The following is a 22,275-nucleotide window of genomic DNA, read 5'->3' as shown; positions in this document are numbered from 1 at the left end:
TCTGAATCACGCATCCAGAACCGGAAACCGTTCGACGCTTGCCTGCCGCGCCGAACGGTTTCCTCCCCTTGTGGGGAGAGGGGAAATCTTACAGCGCCAGCAGTCTATCCAGCGAAGGCGCGAAGTAGTATCCGCCGGTCACCGGTTTGGTAAAACGCAGCATCGCATCGCGCTTACCGTCGGTATCGCCGAACATGCTCAGCAGCTGCTGCTCAATGTTGTACAGACGGGCGCAGTAGGCGCAAAAGTAGAGGCCGTGGGTACCGCTGGCGGTGCCGTACGGCAGGCTCTGACGGACAATCTTCAGCCCTTTTCCCTCTTCTTTCAGATCCACGCGGCTCAGGTGAGAGGTGTCCGGACGATCGTCGCCGTCAATCTCTTCGTTGGCTTCTTTGGTGCGGCCAATCATCATCTCCTGGTCAGGAACGCTCATGCGATTAAGCTGCTTGAGGTTGTGCTCCCAGCGCTGCACGAATACGTAGCTGCCGCCCGCATCGACGCCATCCTGAATCACCGCCACTTCACGGCGCGTCTCTTCGCCGGCCGGGTTTTCAGTACCGTCGACAAAGCCGCTCAGATCGCGCTCTTCAATCCAGCGAAAACCATGAATCTCTTCTTTAACATCAACTACTGCGCCAAAAGCGGACATAGCCGCCTGCGCCACAGAGAAGTTCAGTTCATGCTGCGCGGAGAGAATGTGGATCAGCACATCGTACTGGGTCGACGGCGCCAGACCTTTGCCGTAGGCCGGAAAGTCTTTTAGCTCTTCGGCCCCAACGCCGCCGCTCAGCTGACGCCAGACGTTATGACCAAAAGCCACCACCGCCCCCAGCTTCGCTTGCGGGTATTTCGCCTGAAAGGTGGCTAACTTATCGACAAACACTTTGCTGGCTTCACGCAGGGCGTCAACATCGCCTTTGACATTTGCTTCAATCCAAATCGCCGCACGGCAATGTTCCGGCAAAATGCCGCTCTGAACCTGAGACATCGCTCCTCCTGAAAAATAGGACAGCCACCACGCTGTGGCTTTTTTAAGGCGCTATTGTACCCGCTTTTTCAGGACCTCGAATCACTTCAGATCAAATTAGCGGCGCCAGATAATCTTGCTCACTTTCCAGTTCTTCAGCGTGTCGTCGGAAGGCATTAACTCTTCAGGACCGTTCCAGTTGCCGGTAAAAGCATAGCTAATATGCTGGCTGCCCTCGGCCTTGCATTCCACCACGGCACCGTTGTCATTGCTGCCTTTTTGGCAGTTGCCAAACGCCTTGCTGTAGATATCGCTGAACGGGGTACCGATTTTCACGCCGCTGGCGGCTTTGATATTGCTATCGCGCACGTCGATGCGGCTGATAGTCCCGCTCTCGCCGTTGATGGTCAGCGCGACCTTGTCATCTTTTAACGCTTCGAAGTAGCGCACAATATTACCGTTAGCCGTTTTCATGCCGCTGCGCAGGCGGTAGCTGCTGCCGAGCGCATCGCCGATCGCCTGTTCGCTCAGCGGCGTTGACGCCGTCAGGTTGCCTACGCCCTGTTCGGTCACTTCCGTGGAGGAGCCAAACCAGTTCCACGGATAGGCCGCCGACCAGTTCACCGAGCTCATCGTCGAGCAGCCGGTTAAAGCCAGCGGTAGTGCGCAGAGAAGTAAACGTAGCGATTTCATGACTGAGTGTCCTTTCTGATTTATTCAACGCATGTTGGAGTGCGCGATCGGCAAAAAGTGCCGTTAAACCTGTTCTTCGCGAAAACAGGCCTTCAGCCGACGGCTGCTCAACAGCCACCAGAGCGCGTAAAGATCCGCCGCCAGCAGGCCGATGGTCACCGCCGAGGGCGATTCGCCGCTCATCCACAGCAGCGGTTGCCAGACCAACAGCAATAGCTGGGAAAGCGCCAGCAGCCAGCGCATCAGGGGCCAGAGCCGGGGAAAGCGCTGACGATGCCCGCTAATGATAAACGCCAGCACCGCCGGGATGCCGGGAAGCAACCCCAGCCAAAAATTATCGTGGTCCGGATAAAACAGATTCAGCAGCGCGTCGCCCTGCTGGCGCGACGCGCCGGCCATCAGAAATAGCACCCACGTCCGCGCCTGAAGCAGCAGCACGCACCAAAAAAGAAACGGTAAACGCAGGCGGCCGTGGGTATCAAAATCGGCGGGGATAAACTCAGTATTCTTCATCTTCAATTAGGCGCTTGCCGAGGCACAGCACGTCTGAATGCTCATAGCCAAGGCGTTCGTACATTCCCTGCACCACATCATTATCTTCGCGTACCATAATGTTTATTTTCGGGCAGCCGCGGGCAATCAGCTTTTTCTCCAGCCGATTAAGCAGCGCGTTAGCAATACCGCGTCCGCGATATTCAGGATGCACCCCCAGATAATAAGCAGACCCGCGATGACCGTCATAACCGCCCATCACCGTGCCGACCACTTCCCCGTTAACCTCGGCGACCAGGAACAGGCTGGCATCGTGATTCAGCTTACGTTCAATATCCATTTCCGGATCGTTCCATGGGCGCAGGAGATCGCAACGCTCCCACAGGGTAATGACCTCTTCGAAATCTTGCTGGCGAAAAACGCGTATCTCCATGGTATTCCCCACCATTGACGGTTAAAAACAGAGATTATGGCGCGATTGTGCCCGATAGCCAATATCAGGCGCAATGAGCCGCAAAAAATGGCATAATATGACTTTGTCATGTATTGAAATGAAAAGTAAAACAATTCTTATTTTGAATGGTCGTATCAGAAAACACGATACGATATAACATTGGTTACCACTTGTTTGCAATTCAGGCCGAATGAGCACTTTTAAACCTTTAAAAATACTTGCTTCGCGCCGCCAGGTGCTGAAAGCCGGGCTGGCAGCAATCACGCTTTCAGGGATCGCCTCACAGGCCAGCGCGAAAGAACAACAGCCATTGAAGACATCCAATGGGCACAGCAAACCCGCAGCGAAGAAAAAAGGCGCCAAACGCGTCGTGATGCTCGACCCGGGCCATGGCGGTATCGACACCGGTGCTATCGGCCATAACGGTTCAAAAGAGAAGCACGTGGTGCTGGCGATCGCCAAAAACGTACGCAGCATCCTGCGCAGCAACGGTATCGATGCGCGCCTGACGCGCAGCGGCGACACCTTTATTCCGCTCTATGACCGCGTGGAGATCGCCCACCAGCACGGCGCCGATCTCTTTATGTCAATTCACGCTGACGGCTTCACCAACCCGAGCGCGGCCGGCGCCTCCGTTTTCGCCCTTTCCAACCGCGGCGCCAGTAGCGCCATGGCAAAATATCTCTCGGATCGAGAAAACCGGGCAGATGAAGTGGCCGGCAAGAAAACGACGGATAAAGACCATCTATTGCAGCAAGTGCTGTTCGACCTGGTACAAACTGATACCATTAAAAACAGCCTGACGCTCGGCTCGCATATCCTGAAAAAGATTAAGCCGGTGCATAAGCTGCACAGCCGCAATACCGAACAGGCGGCGTTCGTGGTGCTGAAATCGCCGTCGATTCCGTCGGTACTGGTGGAGACATCGTTTATTACCAATCCGAACGAAGAAAAACTGCTCGGCACCACCGCGTTCCGGCAGAAAATCGCCACGGCGATTGCCAACGGCATTATCAGCTATTTCCACTGGTTCGATAACCAGAAAGCCCACTCGAAGAGACGTTAATGAGACCCGATGCGCACCAGGTAAAAGCCTTCCTTCTTCAGCTCCAGGATGCTATCTGCCAACAGCTCAGCGCCGTTGACGGCGACGAATTTGTCGAAGATAGCTGGCGGCGGGAAGGCGGCGGCGGCGGGCGCAGCCGGGTGCTGCGCGATGGCGGGATCTTTGAGCAGGCTGGCGTGAATTTTTCGCACGTGCACGGCGATGCGATGCCGGCTTCCGCTACCGCTCACCGTCCTGAGCTGGCTGGCCGCAGCTTTGAAGCGATGGGCGTATCGCTGGTCGTGCATCCGCGCAGCCCCTATATCCCCACCAGCCATGCCAACGTGCGTTTCTTTATCGCGGAAAAACCGGGCGCCGATCCGGTATGGTGGTTCGGCGGCGGCTTCGATTTAACCCCCTACTACGGCTTTGAAGAAGATGCCGTTCACTGGCATCGTACCGCCCGCGATCTGTGCCAGCCCTTTGGCGAAGACGTTTATCCGCGTTATAAAAAGTGGTGCGATGACTACTTCTTTCTCAAACACCGTAACGAGCAGCGCGGCATCGGCGGCCTGTTTTTCGATGATTTGAATGCCCCCAGCTTCGACCATTGCTTCAACTTTATGCAGGCGGTGGGTAACGGCTATACCGAGGCGTATTTGCCGATTGTCGAGCGACGCAGGGAAATAGCCTGGGGTGAACGCGAGCGGGATTTTCAGCTCTACCGTCGCGGGCGCTACGTGGAGTTTAACCTGGTATGGGATCGCGGCACCCTGTTCGGCCTGCAAACCGGCGGCCGCACCGAATCCATCCTGATGTCGATGCCGCCGCTGGTACGCTGGGAATATAACTACCAGCCGGCAGCGGATAGCCCGGAAGCGGCGCTAGGCGAGTTCATTCAGGTGCGCGACTGGGTATAAAATTGCCTGATGGCGCGGTTCATAGGCCGGATAAGGGGTTTACGCCGCCATCCGGCGCTGTTTTTCCCGATGGCGCTACGCTTATCAGGCCTACGATAACGGCACGAAACGCCATCCGGTAAATCAATCGCCATCACGCCCACTGCCGCATCCGCTGATGCAGCGTCAGCGACGGTTTCTCGGCGAACAGCTGCTGATAATCGGTGGCGAACTGGCCCAAATGCCAGAATCCCCACTGCATTGCGGCATCCTTAACCGTGGCGCTCTGCGACCACGGGCTGATCAGCTCCCGGCGCACCGCGTTTAACCGTATACGCTTCAGCCACGCGTTCGGCCCTATTCCGAGAATCGCGTGAAACGCGTTTTGCAGCGTGCGGCGGCTAACGTACAGCTGATTACACAGGTCGAGAACGGTCAGCGGCTCCGACATATTCTCCAGTACATACTCCCGCGCCCGGGACAGCAGCCGCCGGTAGCTCTGATGGCTGATGCTCTCGGCGGTGACGATCGGTTGGGCCTCCTCCAGCATCGCCCCCATCGCCAGCAGCAGATTATCGCCCAACACTTTGCGCACCGCGGGCTGATGCAGGTTTTCCGGATTCTCGCTGAACGTCGCCAGCGCCTGCTGCACGAAGCCCCACAGCGCCGCTTTATGCTGCTCTTTAACTTCCAGCGCCGACTGGTTACGCAGCATATGCAGCACTCTTTCCGGGTGATGCAGGAAGCCCGCGTGGCGGGTAATCACGTCCTCTGAAATGACCACCCCAAGGATGGTGTAATCGTCCGGGGTACTGAGTTCGAACTCCGTGCCGCCGGGCCGGGTAGCGATTTCGGCGCTGCCGAGGCACTGCGAGCCAATAAATCCCTGCTCGCCGCGGGTGGCCGGAATACCGAACCAGAACGAGTTAGGCCACACCAGGCAGGACTGGCGCAGCGCCAGACCGGTATATTCACGAAAGACCTGAATATCATCGAGCAGGATTTCAGTAAATTCACCGTGGAATTTCCCCGGATGAAGCTGATCGTAAATCTGCTGCCAGGCGGTAATCGTCAGGGCATGTTCATAGACATCGGTGGTTCGCCGCTGGTGGACGTTGTCCACCTCGACCATCGGCGTTAGCTTAACGTCTTCGGGTAATGCTTCATGATAAAGATGGTGCAGGTTGACCGGTGTTTTCTTTTTCATGATCTTTTAAACCGGGAGCGTTTTCACGCTCCCGGCACCTCCGACAGGTTAATTTTTTAAGCGATAGCGGCTACTGCGTTTACGCAACGCTCCGGTAGAAAACAGCTGCTCCAGCGCCTTCCTGGCTTTCTCAAGCGACCAGTCGAAATGCGCGGCCACTTCCCCGGCCGTCATTCCCTGACGCGCCGACGCCAGCAGCGTCAGTAAGGGCGCGGAGGATTCCGCTTCCTCGGACCGCTCAGGCGGCTCGGGCGCTTTCGGCGGTCGTTGAAAGCCGCCGATCAGCCACTGGGTATCCTCTTCCGGGCGACCGATCTCCCGACGGCTAATAACGCGCCCCGTACGCTGCGCCGCAGCGCTGCCGGCATCCAACGCCGCCCGGCATGCCGCCAGGTCGCCTTCCACCACCAGCGTCAGCCTGCCGGGGTCGAGGACCTCATGGCTGAGCAGCCGCACGTTGGCCGCCTTCAGCATCGCATCCGCCGCGTCAACGGCGGCGACCATACCGTCCACTTCCAGTAATCCCAGGGCGTTGATCATCGCTTCCCCCTTACGCGCGCTGGATTGGATGACGGGCAATATCCAGAACGGCATCGGTAAAGGCATTGCAGGCGGCTTTACAGGCGGCCTGACTACCCGTCAAAAACGCGGCGGAATAGTTGGTTTCCGACGGCGGCGGCACGTAGGTCACCAGCTGAACGTCGGCCGATTTCATTGCCGCATCGATGCCGAAGGTCGCCTCCAGCGGCGGCGCTACCAGGTAAGCGATCGGATCGCCCAGCGCGATACCGGAGGTAGACGAGAGATAAGAGCCGGTTCGCGACACCACGTGCGCCAGAAACGCCGTATCTTCGGCATCGTTGGCCCACTGGAACGCAGCCCCATTTTCGATATGCGCCACCATCGCATCCAGACCGGCGCGAACTTCCGCCGGGTTCGGGCCGCCCAGCATAATCAGCACTTCACCTGCGGTTGGCGAAGGACCGTGAGCCGCGCCGGCGTAGAGCGAGCGGCCATATACCACTTCGACCATCGCCTGTTTTGTCGCTTCGTCAGCGGCAATATAAGTCACATCATCTGAATCCGCCGTGATGAGTCCGAGGCTACGTATATGCGGCGGTAATTTAAGCTCGCGGGCAAAGCCGTCATTCACTGAAGCAATCACGCGCATGGCCGTCACCGAAGGGCGAATTAAATCTAATGCAGGCATGATGCCTCCTTACCGAGTCATGTTGATGCCGGAAGCCTTCTGCTCCAGCATGCGTTTGGCCAAATCGACGATCACCGCGGCGGCTTCTACCGGCGGCGTGCCGCCCTGGTGGATATTTGAAATACAGGTCCGGTCCGCTTCGACGGTGGTGGCCACGCGCGGCGAATAAACGGCGTAACAGGAGAGGCTTTCCGACTGCCCCAGCCCCGGACGTTCGCCCACCAGCAGGATCACCACTTTCGCGCCGAGGATTTCGCCAATCTGATCTTCAATTTTGACCCGCCCGTAGCGGACGAAGAACGGCGTACCGACCTTCAGCCCGGCCTGCTTCAGCCCCGACAGCAGCGGCGGCAGGATCTCTTCATAGTTGACGGTGATCGCGTCGGTAGAGAGGCCATCGGACACCACCACCTGAACGTCAGGATTCGCCACACACTGCGCCTTCAGCGCCTCAATCGCCTCCGGACTCAGCCGACGGCCCATATCCGGGCGCGTCAGGTAGAGGTTTTTGTCGCTAATTTCGGAGCGTACCTCCAGCAATCCCTGGGTTTTCACCCACTCTTCCGGAACCTCTTTCAGCACCGTATCCTTGGAGCGCGAGTGGTCGGCGAGAAAGCGCAGCAGCGCGAGGGTGCGCGGACGCGGGCCGGCGCGGCCGGTACACACGCGCGCCGCGGTGCTGCGCTTCAGTTCGGCCAGCACTTCCGCGCGATGCGGCTGCTGCACGCCAATCCAGCCTTTCGCCTCCGGCGAACCTAAATCCAGCGTGCAGCTCTCCGCCGCCACCTCACACTGGCTGGCGCATTTCGCCACCGTCGCCTCAGGCGCTTGCGTAGCCGTTTGCGGTTGTCCCATTGACGCCATCACGCTACGTACAATTTCTTCAATCTGCTTTTGATCCATCATGTGTCATCCCCGCGTCATCAAAAGAACAGTGACGGATCGCCCGCCCGTTTGGTCAGACGACCGTTTGCCATAATGCCCATGGTTTCCAGCCAGCGTTCGAACTCCGGCGACGGCCGTAAATTCAGCAGCTGACGGACGGTGGCGGTATCGTGAAACGCGGTGGTCTGATAGTTGAGCATGATGTCGTCGCCGAGCGGCATGCCCATGATGTAGTTGCAGCCGGCGGTGGCGAGCAGAATCATCAGGTTTTCATTGAGGTTCTGGTCGGCGTCGGCATGGTTGGTGTAGCAGCAGTCGCAGCCCATCGAGATGCCGCTCAGCTTGCCCATAAAGTGGTCTTCCAGACCGGCGCGAATAATCTGCCGATCGTTATAGAGATATTCCGGCCCGATAAAGCCCACCACGGTATTGACGAGGAACGGATCGTAGTGCCGCGCCAGGCCGTAGTTACGCGCCTCCATCGTCACCTGATCGGCGCCGAAGTTGGCACCAGCCGACAGCGCCGAGCCCTGCCCGGTTTCAAAGTACAGGCAGTTCTCCCCGGCGATACGGTTGAACTCGGCGCCGACCGCCCGCGCCTCATCGAGCATCGCCAGCTCCACGCCAAACTCTTTTAGCCCCTTTTCGCTGCCGCAGATGCTCTGGAAGATCAGGCCGCCCGGGGCGCCGCGGCGAATGGCTTCAATCTGAGTGGTGACGTGCGCCAGCACGCAGCCCTGGGTGGGGATATTGAATTTATCGATAACGCCATAGACGGTATCGAGGACGCGGGTCAGGTTCTCCACGTCATCGGTCACCGGGTTGACGCCGATCACCGCATCGCCCGCACCGAAGGACAGCCCTTCGTAGATTTGCGCGGCAATGCTCTGCACGTCGTCACGAGTGTCGTTTGGCTGTAAACGGCAGCTAAAGGTGCCCGGCAGGCCGATGGTGGTGTTGGCTTTTTTAATCACCGGCATTTTCTTCGCGCCGTAGATCAGGTCGGCGTTGGAGCAAACCTTCGCCACCGCCGCCACCACTTCCGAGGTCAGCCCTTTGCGCACAAACGCAATATCGTCGCTGGTGACTTCATCGTTGAGTACGTATTCGCGCAGGTCGCTGATGGTCCAGTTTTTAATCCGCTGATAGGCGGTTTCGTTGACGTCGTCCTGGATCAGGCGCGTCACGCAATCCTCTTCATACGGAATCACCGGGTTGTTACGAATATCGGCGACCGTCATATCGGAGAGCACCTGCTTCGCCGCCACGCGCTGCTGCGAACTTTCCGCCGCCACGCCCGCCAGCACATCCCCCGAACGCAATTCGTTGGCTTTAGCCAGCACCTCTTTTACATCCTTAAACTGATAAACATTGCCGAACAATGTGGTCTTTAGTTTCATAAGTCGTTCCCTCAGGAAGGAAATGCGAGTGATTTCACCGTCACCGGCACAACCGATCCGCCAAAAAGAGGCGTACCAATGTCGATATAGTCCCCCGCCCGGACGCTCACCTCATCGATGACCGCCAGCGGGAGTTGTTGTAATTGCGGGCGCAGCAGCATGCCCAGCGCTTTGCCAAAGTCCTGCTCCGCCACCACCAGCAGTGGATGCGGGTTGGGAAAGCGCGCGACAAAAGCCAGTAGCGCGTCAATCACCACCAGCAGGGTGGCGTAGCGCACCGGTAGCGATGCGGGAAGCGCCAGCACGTAAGCATCCGTTTTAGGATCCAGATCGAGCTGCATCAGCGCCTGCTGCCAGGCGCTCAGCAGATCGGCGTCATCAAGCGGGATCGCCACCGGCAGGTTGCGCAGCGGTAGCTGAACCCCCTCCAGCCAGATGGTGCTACCAGAGAGCGAAAGCGTGTGCGCGCCGGCGCCAATCACCGTGGCGCGCACGGTTTGCGCCGGGAACTGCACGTTCATCTCACGCAGGCGCGGATGCTCGTGCAGCGCCGTGGCCAGCAGCGGTCCAATGTCAGAAAAACAGAACGGGTCGGCGGGCTGGTGGCGATAGCACTCGCCCACTCCACCGGAAAGGGTAATCACCTCAGGCTTAACGCCTGCGGGCAGCAGGCCGGTTTGCATCAGCCGTTGCGCCAGCGGGGAGAGCGCGCCGTCGATGACTTCGACGATCAGCTCCGCCATCCGCCGCGCCACCTGGGTAAGCTGCCCGGCGCTCAGCGAGCGGGCGCAGGTTCCGGGGCCGAAAACCGCATCGGCAATCATCTGTCCAGGCTGATGCGCGTGGACCACGCGCCCCTGGCCGTCGGTCTCCAGCAGGCGACCGCCGACGTTGAGGCAGGCGGTGCCGCTGACTTTGCCGGCGTCAAACAGGGCATAGTTTGACGTGCCGCCGCCGATATCGATGTTGAGAACCCGGCACAGGCGCTGTGCCGACAGGGCTTGCGCCCCGGCGCCGTGACCGGCAATCACCGACTCCAGGTGCGGCCCGGCGCTGGCCACCACGAAATCGCCCAGCGACTGCGAGAGCGCCATCACCGCCGGCCTGGCGTTACGGGTTTTCGCGCTTTCGCCGGTAATAATGATCGCCCCGGAATCCACCGATTCGGGGGCAATGCCGGCGGCCTGATACTGCGCCAGAATCAGCGTCTTGAGTTCGGCCTCCTTCAGACCGCCCTGCTTATCGACAGGTGTGAAGAAGACCGGGCTTTGCCAGCTAATTTCGCGTTTGATGAATTCGTAGCGCGGCACCTGCGACACCGCCGCACGGTTAACCAGCTCAAGGCGGGAGAAGATCACCTGAGTGGTGGTGGTGCCGATATCGATACCTACGCTCAGCAGCTGGCGAGTTTTCACGATTGCGCCTCCGCTTCGGTTTTCGCTGCCGCGGGTACGTTTTCATCTTTTGGCACCAGCAGCATCGCCACGCCGATAGCGGTGACGCCGCCGATCAGCTTGCCGACGATCATTGGGAAGATCATGGCGTTCATGTTAGCGGCGGCGAAGCCCAGGTGGTCGCCCAGCGCGAATGCGGCGGAGACGGAGAACGCGCAGTTGATCACTTTGCCGCGGGTATCCATCTGCTTCATCATGCCGAACATCGGGATGTTGTTAGCCAGCGTCGCCACCATGCCGCCGGCAGCCATATTATTGATTTTCAGCAGATTACCGACGCGCATCAGCGGCTTTTCAAACCAGCGGGTCAGCAGCAACACCATCGGGTAAGCGCCGAGCAGCACGCAGGAGATCGAACCAATAACTTCGATAGCGCGCATCACCTCGCCGGGCTGGTCGCCGGGAGCCATAAAGATCGGGTCAAGCCCTGGGATCAGATCCCAGCCAAGCAGGAACTTGATGACCGCCGCCGCCAGGCCGATGGTGATCAGCGCCACCAGAAATTTGGCGAAGATCTGGAAGCCGTTGATCATTTTTTCCGGAATAAACTTCAGCCCCAGCGCGACCAGCACCGCGACGATAAGCACCGGGATCATATTCATCAGGATCAGCGCGAAGGTGAACTCTACCGGCTGTCCGTTAATCTCCACGCCGGAGTACATGGCCACCAGACCGCCGGCGATACAGCCGATCGGAATCGTGACGATCCCGGCCAGCACGCCCAGCGCCAGGTAGCGGCGATCGGAGGGTTCGATGATGCCGAGCGCGACCGGAATGGAGAACACCAGCGTCGGCCCCATCATCGCCCCGAGGATCAGGCCGGAATAGAGCCACGCCGCCACGTCACCGCCCGCCAGCTCTTTGGCGAGGAAGAAGCCGCCCATATCGCAGGCCAGCAGCGTTCCGGCGAACATCGACGGGTTGGCGCCGAGCATTTCATACAGCGGAATAATCACCGGCCCGAGCAGGTGCGCCAGTACCGGCGCCAGCGCGGTCATCCCGACCATCGCCAGGCCCAGCGCGCCCATCGCCATAAAGCCCTCTTCGAACTGGCTGCCGGATCCCTCGATGCTTTTGCCAAACTTGCCGAGAAAGCGCGCCGAACCGCCAAACTGCGACAGGATCCTGTCCACGGCGGCAATCAGCATAAAGAACATCATGATGTACATGATGATTTCGTTAATTCCCATAGCCTTTACTCCCTGTCATTTAAGATTTGTATTAACACTCTGCGGTCTTCCCCCGGGGGCGGCGCAAAGCGCCTTGCCCGGGCTACCGGTTCAGCGCGGCTTGCCAGGCTTGTAGCCCGGACAGATGCGCAGCATCGCCTCCGGGAAAATTCGCCGGTGTTAAGGCCGCATTAGTGCGCCGCCGCGTACAGATCGATAATCTGCTCCCGGGTGGCGGTGCGTGGATTGGCGCGCAGACAAATGTCTTCCTGCGCCGCCTGCGCCCATGCGCTGAAATGTTCGGGCTTCGCCCCGGCATCAGAGAGTCGTTTGCTCAGGCCGACTTCAGCGATCAGCGCCTCAACGGCGGCGATTGCCTCGTGGTCATCGGTTTTTTTAGCGATGAGCGCCCGGCCGATTTGCCTGAACCGCTCGCGGCATACCATGCGGTTAAACGCCATCACCGTTGGCAGCAGCATGGCGTTAGCCTGCCCGTGTGGAATATGCAGCGCCGCGCCGGGCTGATGCGCCATCGCATGGCATAAGCCCAGACCGGCGCTGGAAAAAGCCATTCCCGCCATGCAGGAAGCCAGCAGCATACTTTCGCGGGCGGCGAGGTCGTGGCCGTAACCCACGGCTTTCGGCAGCGCCTGGCCGATCATCGCTATCGCGCCAAGCGCCAGACTATCGGTGAAGGGCGTCGCGTTGAGCGCGCTGTACGCCTCAACGGCGTGGGTCAGCGCGTCTATCCCGGTCATCGCCGTCACCTGGGGCGGAACGCCTTCGGTCAGGGCGGCGTCGAGAATCGCCACGTCCGGCATGAGCGAGGCGTGGGCCAGCACCTGCTTGCGCCCGCTGACCGCATCGATGATCACCGTCACGTTGGTGGTTTCTGAGCCGGTTCCGGCGGTGGTCGGCACCGCAATCAGCGGCAGACGCGGGCGCAGTACGCTGCTTTCCGTCATCTCACTTAGCGTCTGCTCTGGGTTGGTGACCAACAGCGCCACCGCTTTCGCCGCGTCCAGCACCGAACCGCCGCCAAAGGCCACCACGCCGTCGCACTTCGCTTCGCGCAGCTGCGCCACTGCCGCGCAGACGTCGGTAACGCACGGCTCCCCTGGCGGACAGGGCCAGACGGTCATGGCCACGCCTTTCACCGCCAGGCTGCGCGCAAGCCCCGTGGTCAGTCCCGCCTGATGCAGGAAGCTGTCGACCATCACAAACAGATGGTTTACGCCTCGCGCTTGCGCTTCCTGGCCACAGGCGCTGAGCGCGCCGAGGCCGCACAGCGTCACCGGCGGCACGCTGAAGGTTTTCACCCGCTGCAAATTCAGGGTGTCGAATGCCTGAAAGAGCGCCGTCTGCAGTTCAGCTTGCATTGATTCCCTCCGCTTTCTCTCTCCCGCTGCTGGCTATCGCCAGCGGGGTCATAAACAGGCTGTGCTGCGGTAAATGCACCTGTAATTCCGGGAAGCGCTTACGAAACAGCGCATCCACGCCCGGCTGCATGCAGGAGCCGCCCGCCAGCCACAAATCGGCTATTCCCTGACCGTCAATATGACGAGCGACGATCTCCGCCATCTTTTCGTACACCGGCTTCACCACCGGCCAAATCTCCTGCGCGTTGCTGCGCTTGTACTGCTCCGCCTCTTCCAGCGGGATGCGGCGGTTACCGGCAAGGGTCAGGGAGATATGGTGGCCGCCGGTCGCTTCATCGGCGGAGTAGGTCACCTTGCCGCGCTTCACGATGGCGATCCCGGTGGTGCCGCCGCCGATATCCACCACGCCGGCGTTATCGAGCTGCAGCAGGTCCGCCACCGCGGTCGGTTCATCGAGTACGTGACTCACCTCTAACCCTGCGGACTCCAGCACGTTGATCGAAATACGCGGGTCGGTGCCCGGCGGAAATGAGGTCGCCGCATGAGTGAAGCGGCAGCCAAGCTGCCGTTCCAGCGCGTCGAGATGGCGGCGCACGATGGTGACGGCGCCGAAGAAATCCCAGACGATGCCGTCGCGCACCACGTCCGCCCAGTCGAGGCACACCGCAACCGGCTGCCCGTCGCCGTCGACCACCATCGACACCACATCGCAGGTGCCTAAATCCACGCCCAGCCACAGCGGCGAACCGCTGAGCGCAGGCGTCTGGTTACACAGGGCCGCCGCTTTTTGCAGCCGGGGCGTGAGCCAACGTTGTTCGTCGTGTGCCATCGGTCATCCCTTATACAATTCGGAAGGCGTCTACCAGCACGCAGCGGCGCAGGCGGACAAAGGTGCGCGCGCTGGTCACCCCCTCCCCGGTTGGCGTGGTGATGGTCATGGTGGTCCAGCCCTCCCCGCCCAGGCCGAGTCCGGCGATGCACGGCCCGTTTTTGACGAAAATGCTGGTATCAATGGCGTTCGCCATCTGGTTCATGTTGTCGATATTGCGCGAGTGCATCGCCGCCGTATGGTGGCAGCCGCCTTCCAGCTGAACCGCCAGCGCGATGGCTTCGTCGACGTTGGCCACCCGTACCACCGGGAGCACCGGCATCATCAGTTCGGTGACGGCAAACGGATGGCTGGCCGGGGTTTCAACGAACAGCAGACGCGTCTGCGGCGGAACGTTCAGGCCGATGGCTGCGGCAATCTTGCCGGCGTCGCGGCCAACCCAGTCGCGGCTGACGGTGCCTTTGCCGCGCTCGTCGATATTTTTGAGCAGCACCGGCTGAAGCTGCTCGGCCTGAGCGGCGGTGAGCTTCACCGCCTGCTGGCCTTCCATCAGGCGCATCAATTCGTCGGCAACGCTATCGACAACAATCAGCACCTTTTCGTCGGCGCAGATGATGTTGTTATCAAACGAGGCGCCTTTGACGATGGACTGCGCGGCGCGCGCCAGGTCGGCGGTTTCGTCGACCACCACCGGCGGGTTACCGGCCCCGGCGGCGATCAGACGTTTATTGGTATGTTTTCGCGCGGACTCCACCACCGCTTCGCCGCCGGTGACCACCAGCAGACCAATGCCGGGGTACTTAAACAGCCGCTGGGCCGTTTCAATATCCGGGTTCGCCACGGTGACCAGCAGATTGGCCGGGCCGCCCGCGGCAATCACCGCCTGGTTGAGCAGCATAATCGCCCGCTGAGAGACCTTTTTCGCCGCCGGATGCGGGGCGAACACCACGCTGTTGCCCGCGGCAATCAGGCTGATGGCGTTATTAATCACCGTCGCCGCCGGGTTGGTGGATGGGGTGACCGAGGCCACCACGCCCCACGGCGCGTTTTCAATCAGCGTCAGGCCGTTATCGCCGGTCAGCACCTGCGGAGAGAGGCACTCCACGCCCGGCGTACCGCGCGCCTGCGCCACGTTTTTGGCAAATTTATCCTCCACCCGGCCCATGCCGGTTTCGCTCACCGCCAGCTCCGCTAATTCCCTGGCGTATTTTTCGCCCGCCTCGCGAATGGCGTGAATCGCCAGCTGACGCATCGCCACGCTTTTCAGCCCCTGCTGAGCCACTTTTGCTGCCGCGACGGCGTCATCAAGGGAGGCGAAGACGCCCATTTCATGAACGGTGCTGTCCGGCTTGCTGCTGTCCGTCATTTTCAGCAGTACCGCTTTCACCACCTGTTCAATATCCTGTTGATTCATGATGTTCAGTCCTATTTATGGAAAATCACCTGACCGCCGGCCACCGCTTCATCGACGATACCGATGACGCACAAATCGACAGGAGACGCCTCGCTGCGGTGCGCCTGTCGCGCCGAGCTGCCGCTCACCAGCAGTACCCATTCCCCGGCCCCCGCGCCGATGCTATCGGTGGCGACGGCGCACTGCCCGTCAGGCTTCCCTGCGGCATCAATCATCTCCACCATCAGCAGCTTGTCGTGCGCCAGCCCCTGATGGCGGACGGTGCAGACAATGTGTCCCGTGACGACTGCCAGTTTCATACCCGCCTCCCTGGATTACGTGGTGAGTCGTAGGCCTGATAAGCGCAGCGCCATCAGGCAATAGCGCGCGTTAATGCCGGATAGCGGCGCTTGCGCGGCTATCCGGCCGTGAGTCAAATGTTGCTGTCGCCTTTGAAACTGATGGGGAACACCTCTTCCAGATCGCCATGCGGGCGCGGAATAACGTGCACTGAGACCAGCTCGCCAATGCGCTGCGCCGCCGCGGCACCCGCATCCGTCGCCGCTTTGCACGCCGCCACATCGCCGCGCACCATCGCGGTCACCAGACCGCCGCCAATCTGCTTCACGCCAACCAGCTTCACGCGCGCGGCTTTTACCATCGCGTCAGAGGCCTCAATCAGCGCAACCAGGCCCCGGGTTTCAATCATTCCTAATGCTTCCATTGTGTTTTCCTCTCATGGGGTCCAGAACGGGACCGTTTATACAACCCGTGTTTGCGAGCGGTTTACCCGGCTCGCGTCAGTCTGGCGCGGCACCGCTGCCACTAACGCCAGTTCGATAATTTCCTGCACGCTACAGCCTCGGGAGAGGTCGTGAAGCGGCGCGGCAAGTCCCTGAATCAGCGGCCCGACCGCGCGGTAGCCGCCCAGGCGCTGGGCGATTTTGTAGCCAATGTTGCCCGCCTCCAGCGAGGGAAAAACCATCACGTTGGCCCGGCCCTGTAGCGGACTGGCGGGCGCTTTTTGCGCGGCGACCTCCGGAACGAAGGCGGCGTCAAACTGCAGTTCGCCATCAACCATCAGCTGCGGGGCGCGCTGGCGTACGATCCCGGTGGCCTGCTGTACGTTGGCGACGTTGGGATGACGGGCGCTGCCGTTGCTGGAAAACGACAGCATCGCCACGCGCGGCTCTTCGCCGGTGATGGCCTGCCATGTCTCCGCGCTGGCGATGGCGATATCCGCCAGCTGCGCCGCCGTCGGCTGCGGCACCACGCTGCAGTCGGCGAACCCTAATGCCGGTCCGGCGTACTGCGGAAGCATCAGAAAAATCGACGACAGCGTTTTGCAGCCAGGCTGAAGGCCAATAATGCGTAATCCGGCGCGCAGCACGTTCGCCGTTGAGGAGAGATTACCGGCAATACACACGTCGGCCTGACCGGCGCCGACCATGGCGGCGGCGAACATCAGCGGGTCGTTGAGTTTTTCCTCGGCGTCCGGCGGCGTTTTTTCCCCGGCGCGGTCCAGCCAGCGCCGGGCAAACGCTGCGCGTATTTGCCGGTTGCTGAGCGGGTCGACGATCTGCATACCGTCCATCGGCAGGCGATGGTTGAGGGCGAACTGGCGCAGGGCAAAAGGGCTGGCGATCAAAATCGGCTTTGCCAGCCCCTGCTGCTGGAGATAGTGCGCCGCTTTGAGGACGCGAATATCCAGCGCGTCCGCAAACACCACCCGGGCGGGTGAACGCAAAGCGAGCTGACGGGCGCGTTCAATAATCATTGCTCCCCTCCCAGACGCTGTTGGATTTGGCTGACGGTCAGCGGATGTTTCGCCACGCTTAAAATCATCATCACGTAGACGGTGCTGGAGAGGCGGTTCAGCGCCTGCAGAAGGTCCGGGCGCAATACCTCAAAACTGCGGGTAATAAAGACCTGCGCGGCGACCGTTTCCGTTTCACGAATTTTACAGCGCAGCAGATTGAGCAGCGCGGCATCGCGGCCGTGGCTGGCTTCCGGCACCAGATGATCGTGGTCGAGATAGCGCAGCGGCTGGTGGGAAAGCCGGTGCAGCGCATCCTCGTTCAGCCCGACGATGGACTGCGCCGCCAGCGGTTCATCCAGGGCGTCGGCGCGCATAATGTTGCCGAGGCGCGAGCGGATATCCGCCAGCCACGGCTGCCAGGGCTCCGCCAGTTCGATTTGCAGCCAGACTGCCAGGGCGATAGTGGCGTCGAGGGCGGCGCGAAAGCCCAGCCGCGGGTCGCTTTTGGCGACCATTTTTTCCGCCGTCAGGTGGGTCAGGGTGTCCGGCTTTTTCTTCACCGGCTGGCGGCACAGTTCGCAACAGGCCTGCGGGTGCGTGTCGCTGCTGGTCAAACCGTGTACCGGCTGCGGCTGCTGCGCGTCGTCATCAACAAACAGGCTGCCCTGCTCGTCGATAAACTTGATGCGCAGACGGCGGCTTTCCAGCAGCTCCCGGGCCGATGGCGTCAGGCGGGCGTCGGCGGGCAGATGAATTTCTGCCCCTTCGCTGAGCGTATGATTCGCTCTGAGCCAGGCTTCGGTGATGAAATCTTTCATAGCGATTGCCAGTTCGCAGGCCAGGCGACATACAGGAAGCGCACCGTCGACGGCGTGCCGAATTCAATGCTGGAGCCTTTCGGGATAAACATCACGTCCCCGGCTTTGGCCACCATGGTTTCGCCTTCATGGCGCACGTGGAGTTCGCCCTCCAGCACCATATCGACCTCGTCATAGTTCAGCGTCCACGGGAAAAAGGCGTTTTCCCACTGCATAAACCCGGCGGCCATGCTGCTGCCGTCCTGCTCGGTAATTAAATCCGTCAGGCCGACCCGGTGCGGCTCCGCGCCGTCGAAGCGGCCGAACTTCACGCTGCCGCCGTCAATAACCTTCACGCCGCCTTTACCGGTAACCGCCTTAAAGCTGGGCTGCATCGCGTCCATCCCCAGCGACTGCTTCTCCTTCATCACTTTTTCCATTAGCTGCGCCACCAGGCTTTCGGTAAACTGCCCTTCCGGCAGCTGCGCGATAATGGTTTCGCGAATGCGCTGGCTTTCGGTTTTATCCTCTGCCGCCGGTGCCGCCGGCTCTGGCGCAGATTCATCGCACTCCCGGATGGCGACGCCCAGCAGCTCCGCGACTTCGCGGGCTTCCGGGGTGATGATGCTGGCGCGCAGCACAACCGATATTTCCGCTTCGCCTCGTGCGTGGGCCGCACGAATATCGTTAGCTGTGATAAGTTTCTTCACCTGCCCCTTCCTCCTTTTGGCTGAGCTCACTCAGGTAATTCACCAGATGCTTTACGCTTTGCGGATCGTGACCGTTGAGTTCGAAAATCGGTTCCTGAAACCCCATCTCGTACAGCAGTTGCCGCACCGCGGCGACGTCGGCGTCCGGCACGTCCGTTTTGCTAATCGCGGCGATGTGTCGTTTATTCGCGCCAATATCCAGTAGCCCAGCGGGTAAGCGACTTTCGGTATCGTTGGCCGCGTGGACATAAATCAGCATATCGACATCCTGCAGCGTGGTAATTAATGCGTGGTACCAGCGCGGATGGCTGAAATATTCTCCCGGGGTGTCGATATCGCCTTCTTCATTAAATTCCACGGCCTGCGTTTTTCTCGCGAGGGAATAATTTCCCTGCAGCGCATTAAATAGCGTTGTTTTTCCCGCGCCCACCGTACCGACAAATGCAATACGTTTCATCGCCGCACCTAATTAGCTTTTGGTTAACTCGCAGAGGGTATAATTTAATAATCGACCGAGCCCGCTTACCGTCTGTAGCAGCGCCTCTTCTACCGCGCCGACCGAGCCGTAGATCACCAGCGCGCCGCTAAACCGGTCGAGAAAACCGATATGCACATCGGCGGCCTTCATCGCTAAATCACCGGCGATCATCGCGGTTTCTCCAGGGGTTAAGGTCATAATGCCGATAGCGCCAGATTCGGGAACGCCGATCTTTTTCGCCAGTTCTGCCCCCGGATGCGCGATCAGATGCGCCAGCGTCACCTGCTTACCGGGTACAAATTCCTGAATGATGCGTTCTTTATCCATGGCTCACCGCTCCGCTAAAACTTGCGCTTATCGTGACAAGTTTCCGCGGGAGTAAATAACAAAATTCGGCAAGTTGATTTGAAAGGTGAGATAGATCACTTATAAACAGAAATAAAAAAGCGCGGGAGAATTCCCGCGCCTGAAATAATTAAATGAAAATTACAGTGGCTGAGTTTGCGCTTCGACAACGGCCAGCGCGACCATATTTACGATACGCCGTACCGAAGCAATTGGCGTCAGAATATGCACCGGCTTCGCGACGCCCATCAGCACCGGTCCGACGGTGACGCCTTCGGAGCTGGAGACGCGAAGTAAGTTGTAACTAATACGCGCCGCTTCCATATTCGGCATCACCAGAATATTAGCCGAGCCTTTCAGCGGGCTATCCGGCATCCGCTCATTACGAATGCTTTCCACCAGCGCGGCATCACCGTGCATTTCGCCATCGATCATCAGCTCCGGCGCCTGCGCCTTCACCAGCTCCAGCGCCTGGCGCATTTTGCTGGCGGACGGGCAGTCCGAGGAGCCAAAGTTCGAGTGCGACAGCAGCGCCACCCGCGGTTCGATACCGAAACGACGAACGGTTTCCGCCGCCATCAGGGTGATTTCGGCAATTTGCTCCGGCGACGGATCGTGATTGACATAGGTGTCGGCGATAAAGGTGTTGCCGCTCGGCAGCAGCAGCGCGTTCATCGCCCCGGCCGCATGAACCCCTTCGCGGTAGCCGAACAGCGGCTGTATGACGCTGTAATGCTCGTGATAGTCACCGATGGTGCCGCAGATCATCGCATCGGCTTCGCCGCGCTGCACCATGATCGCGCCGATCACCGTGGTATTGCTGATCACCGCCCGCTGCGCCTGCTCCTGAGTGATCCCGCGGCGCTTCATCAGGCTGTAATATTCGTTCCAGTACTCTTTAAAGCGCGGGTCGGATTCGTTATTCACGATCTCAAAGTCAACCCCGGCTTTAATCTGCAGCCCTAGCTTCTGGATTCGCATCTCAATGACGCCCGGGCGACCGATTAAAATCGGTTTCGCCAGCCCAAGAGAGACCAGTTCCTGGGTCGCGTGCAGGACGCGGGAATCTTCCCCTTCCGCCAGCACTACCCGCTTCGGCTCTTTACGCGCCTGGGAGAAAATCGGCTTCATAAACAGGTTCGTTTTGTAGACGAACTCGCTGAGCTTCTCGATGTAGGCGTCAAAATCGGCGATCGGGCGGGTCGCCACGCCGGAGTCCATCGCCGCTTTCGCCACTGCCGGGGCGATCTTAACGATCAGCCGCGGGTCGAACGGTTTCGGAATGATATATTCCGCGCCGAAGCTCAGGTCCTGATCGCCGTAGGCGGAGGCCACCACTTCGCTCTGTTCGGCGTGCGCCAGCTCGGCAATCGCGTGTACTGCCGCCAGCTTCATCTCTTCGTTAATCGCCGTTGCGCCGACGTCCAGCGCCCCGCGGAAGATGAACGGGAAGCACAGAACATTGTTTACCTGGTTCGGATAGTCAGAACGTCCGGTACAGATAATGGCGTCGGAGCGTACCTCTTTCGCCAGCGGCGGCAGAATCTCCGGCTCCGGGTTGGCCAGCGCCAGAATCATCGGCGCGCGGGCCATTTTTTTCACCATTTCCGGAGTCAGCACTTTCGGGCCTGAGCAGCCAAGGAAAATGTCCGCCCCGTCAATCACGTCATCCAGCGTGCGTTTGCCGCTGTCTTCTACCGCATAGGCCGCCTTCGTCTCCGCCATATTCGGCTCACGGCCCTTATAGATAACGCCTTTCGAGTCGCAGACCACGATGTTGTGTTTCTGCATTCCCAGCGCCACCAGCAGGTTCATACAGGCGATCGCCGCCGCGCCCGCGCCGGAGACCACCATCCGCACGTCGGAAATGTTTTTCTCCACCACCCGCAGCCCGTTGAGAATCGCCGCGGTACTGATAATCGCCGTCCCGTGCTGATCGTCATGGAAGACCGGAATATTCATGCGCTCGCGCAGCTTTTGCTCGATGTAGAAGCACTCCGGCGCTTTGATATCTTCGAGGTTGATACCGCCGAAGGTCGGCTCCAGCGCCGCAACGACGTTGATAAATTTGTCCGGGTCCAGCTCATCGACTTCAATATCGAACACATCGATGCCGGCGAACTTTTTAAACAGAACGCCTTTGCCTTCCATCACCGGCTTACCGGCCAGCGCGCCGATATTGCCCAGCCCCAGTACGGCCGTGCCGTTGGAGACCACCGCGACGAGGTTGCCGCGCGCGGTATATTTATAGGCTGCCAGCGGGTCCTTCTCGATTTCCAGACAGGGCGCGGCGACGCCCGGCGAGTAGGCCAGGGCCAGATCGCGTTGGGTAGCCAGCGGTTTTGTCGGGGAGACCTGGATTTTTCCGGGGACCGGGAATTCGTGGAAATCAAGGGCGCTTTGTTTTAACTGCTCATCCATTTTATCGTTCCTTTCACGTATCGATCGTAGGGGGTGAAGCGTAATGGCCTACCTGGTGTTCACCCTAAAGGGTCACCTAGTATCTCGCCTGACGGCTTCGTAAACTTTGAACACCGCCAAACTCTCGCCATAACAAAGTTATATTTGTTATCGATTTATAATGTTTATGTAACTTAGTTTCAGAAGCAATGATAGCCCCGTCTGCTATGCTTTTTAGTTATGCAACTCATCATCCTCTCTATCCTAAACCAATAAAAACTCATACAACCTATTGTTTCAGGAGCACATT

At 59.7% G+C, this 22,275-nt stretch carries 24 protein-coding genes; 2 read left to right on the top strand and 22 right to left on the bottom strand.

Translation table 11 applies throughout. The features are described 5' to 3' along the window. Positions 1–88: 88 nt before the first annotated feature. The 4 genes from ACE3MN_RS07140 to ACE3MN_RS07125 all read right to left on the bottom strand — a co-directional run bounded on the left by ACE3MN_RS07140 (position 89) and on the right by ACE3MN_RS07125 (position 2,585). The gene (locus ACE3MN_RS07140) at positions 89–988 is read right to left on the bottom strand and encodes a Dyp-type peroxidase (RefSeq protein ID WP_004870755.1); all 900 of its coding nucleotides are present in this window, start codon (positions 986–988) and stop codon (positions 89–91) included. Positions 989–1,084: 96 nt separating this feature from the next. Then, a complete protein-coding gene (locus ACE3MN_RS07135) occupies positions 1,085–1,660 on the bottom strand; it encodes an RpoE-regulated lipoprotein (RefSeq protein WP_004870754.1) in 576 nt (191 codons plus the stop codon). Positions 1,661–1,723: 63 nt separating this feature from the next. Then, positions 1,724–2,173 carry a DUF2919 domain-containing protein gene (locus tag ACE3MN_RS07130; RefSeq protein WP_004870752.1) on the bottom strand — a complete coding sequence of 150 codons (450 nt, stop codon included), beginning with the start codon at positions 2,171–2,173 and terminating at the stop codon, positions 1,724–1,726. Continuing rightward, positions 2,160–2,585 (bottom strand): GNAT family acetyltransferase, encoded by a 426-nt coding sequence (locus tag ACE3MN_RS07125; protein ID WP_004853033.1) that lies wholly within the window; start codon positions 2,583–2,585, stop codon positions 2,160–2,162. Before ACE3MN_RS07125 ends, ACE3MN_RS07130 begins: the two co-directional genes overlap by 14 nt. 211 nt (positions 2,586–2,796) lie before the next feature. On the opposite strand from ACE3MN_RS07125, the gene amiA reads away from it, so the two are divergent. Next, a complete protein-coding gene (amiA, locus tag ACE3MN_RS07120) occupies positions 2,797–3,672 on the top strand; it encodes an N-acetylmuramoyl-L-alanine amidase AmiA (RefSeq protein WP_004870750.1) in 876 nt (291 codons plus the stop codon). Then, positions 3,672–4,571, top strand: coding sequence for an oxygen-dependent coproporphyrinogen oxidase (gene hemF, locus ACE3MN_RS07115; protein ID WP_004870749.1), 900 nt, complete (start codon positions 3,672–3,674; stop codon positions 4,569–4,571). The genes amiA and hemF overlap by 1 nt, the downstream gene beginning before the upstream one ends. 133 nt (positions 4,572–4,704) lie before the next feature. Here hemF and eutR read toward each other — a convergent pair whose 3' ends face one another. From eutR to maeB, 18 genes are all read right to left on the bottom strand, one after another. Beyond that, positions 4,705–5,757, bottom strand: coding sequence for an HTH-type transcriptional regulator EutR (gene eutR, locus ACE3MN_RS07110; RefSeq protein WP_004870747.1), 1,053 nt, complete (start codon positions 5,755–5,757; stop codon positions 4,705–4,707). A 48-nt stretch (positions 5,758–5,805) separates the two neighbouring features. Further along, positions 5,806–6,297: an ethanolamine utilization microcompartment protein EutK gene (eutK, locus tag ACE3MN_RS07105; RefSeq protein WP_004870745.1), complete on the bottom strand. Its 492-nt coding sequence runs from the start codon at positions 6,295–6,297 to the stop codon at positions 5,806–5,808. A gap of 10 nt (positions 6,298–6,307) precedes the next feature. Next, positions 6,308–6,967 (bottom strand): ethanolamine utilization microcompartment protein EutL, encoded by a 660-nt coding sequence (eutL, locus tag ACE3MN_RS07100; protein WP_004123400.1) that lies wholly within the window; start codon positions 6,965–6,967, stop codon positions 6,308–6,310. Between the two features lie 9 nt (positions 6,968–6,976). Further along, positions 6,977–7,870: an ethanolamine ammonia-lyase subunit EutC gene (eutC, locus tag ACE3MN_RS07095; protein ID WP_004870743.1), complete on the bottom strand. Its 894-nt coding sequence runs from the start codon at positions 7,868–7,870 to the stop codon at positions 6,977–6,979. Positions 7,871–7,890: 20 nt separating this feature from the next. Then, positions 7,891–9,252, bottom strand: a complete 1,362-nt coding sequence (gene eutB / locus ACE3MN_RS07090) for an ethanolamine ammonia-lyase subunit alpha (RefSeq protein ID WP_004870740.1) — start codon at positions 9,250–9,252, stop codon at positions 7,891–7,893. Positions 9,253–9,263: 11 nt separating this feature from the next. Continuing rightward, a complete protein-coding gene (gene eutA / locus ACE3MN_RS07085) occupies positions 9,264–10,667 on the bottom strand; it encodes an ethanolamine ammonia-lyase reactivating factor EutA (protein ID WP_049085972.1) in 1,404 nt (467 codons plus the stop codon). Then, a complete protein-coding gene (gene eutH, locus ACE3MN_RS07080; protein WP_375364321.1) occupies positions 10,664–11,896 on the bottom strand; it encodes an ethanolamine utilization protein EutH in 1,233 nt (410 codons plus the stop codon). Before eutH ends, eutA begins: the two co-directional genes overlap by 4 nt. A gap of 170 nt (positions 11,897–12,066) precedes the next feature. Continuing rightward, positions 12,067–13,254, bottom strand: coding sequence for an ethanolamine utilization ethanol dehydrogenase EutG (gene eutG / locus ACE3MN_RS07075; RefSeq protein ID WP_375364320.1), 1,188 nt, complete (start codon positions 13,252–13,254; stop codon positions 12,067–12,069). Beyond that, on the bottom strand, positions 13,244–14,083 hold the full coding sequence (gene eutJ / locus ACE3MN_RS07070) for an ethanolamine utilization protein EutJ (RefSeq protein WP_049133136.1): 840 nt from the start codon (positions 14,081–14,083) through the stop codon (positions 13,244–13,246). The genes eutG and eutJ overlap by 11 nt, the downstream gene beginning before the upstream one ends. A 10-nt stretch (positions 14,084–14,093) precedes the next feature. After that, complete coding sequence (locus tag ACE3MN_RS07065) at positions 14,094–15,497, bottom strand: aldehyde dehydrogenase family protein (RefSeq protein WP_049088214.1); 1,404 nt, start codon at positions 15,495–15,497, stop codon at positions 14,094–14,096. Between the two features lie 11 nt (positions 15,498–15,508). Beyond that, positions 15,509–15,796: an ethanolamine utilization microcompartment protein EutN gene (gene eutN / locus ACE3MN_RS07060; protein WP_004123418.1), complete on the bottom strand. Its 288-nt coding sequence runs from the start codon at positions 15,794–15,796 to the stop codon at positions 15,509–15,511. Between the two features lie 113 nt (positions 15,797–15,909). After that, positions 15,910–16,200 (bottom strand): ethanolamine utilization microcompartment protein EutM, encoded by a 291-nt coding sequence (gene eutM, locus ACE3MN_RS07055; RefSeq protein ID WP_000387720.1) that lies wholly within the window; start codon positions 16,198–16,200, stop codon positions 15,910–15,912. 36 nt (positions 16,201–16,236) lie between these two features. Further along, positions 16,237–17,253, bottom strand: coding sequence for a phosphate acetyltransferase (pta, locus tag ACE3MN_RS07050; protein ID WP_024359322.1), 1,017 nt, complete (start codon positions 17,251–17,253; stop codon positions 16,237–16,239). Next, the gene (gene eutT, locus ACE3MN_RS07045; protein ID WP_024359323.1) at positions 17,250–18,053 is read right to left on the bottom strand and encodes an ethanolamine utilization cob(I)yrinic acid a,c-diamide adenosyltransferase EutT; all 804 of its coding nucleotides are present in this window, start codon (positions 18,051–18,053) and stop codon (positions 17,250–17,252) included. The genes pta and eutT overlap by 4 nt, the downstream gene beginning before the upstream one ends. Beyond that, on the bottom strand, positions 18,050–18,742 hold the full coding sequence (eutQ, locus tag ACE3MN_RS07040; RefSeq protein ID WP_024359324.1) for an ethanolamine utilization acetate kinase EutQ: 693 nt from the start codon (positions 18,740–18,742) through the stop codon (positions 18,050–18,052). The genes eutT and eutQ overlap by 4 nt, the downstream gene beginning before the upstream one ends. Continuing rightward, positions 18,720–19,199, bottom strand: coding sequence for an ethanolamine utilization acetate kinase EutP (gene eutP / locus ACE3MN_RS07035; protein ID WP_064343087.1), 480 nt, complete (start codon positions 19,197–19,199; stop codon positions 18,720–18,722). The genes eutQ and eutP overlap by 23 nt, the downstream gene beginning before the upstream one ends. Positions 19,200–19,211: 12 nt before the next feature. Further along, positions 19,212–19,547, bottom strand: coding sequence for an ethanolamine utilization microcompartment protein EutS (eutS, locus tag ACE3MN_RS07030; RefSeq protein ID WP_004123425.1), 336 nt, complete (start codon positions 19,545–19,547; stop codon positions 19,212–19,214). 159 nt (positions 19,548–19,706) lie between these two features. Next, positions 19,707–21,986, bottom strand: a complete 2,280-nt coding sequence (maeB, locus tag ACE3MN_RS07025; RefSeq protein ID WP_004136534.1) for an NADP-dependent oxaloacetate-decarboxylating malate dehydrogenase — start codon at positions 21,984–21,986, stop codon at positions 19,707–19,709. Positions 21,987–22,275: the final 289 nt, after the last annotated feature.

The organism is Klebsiella grimontii, assembly GCF_042137965.1.
GTDB classification, from domain to species: domain Bacteria; phylum Pseudomonadota; class Gammaproteobacteria; order Enterobacterales; family Enterobacteriaceae; genus Klebsiella; species Klebsiella grimontii.
The sequence above is the reverse complement of the archived record's forward strand: the minus strand, read 5'-3'. Positions and strand labels throughout refer to the sequence as shown.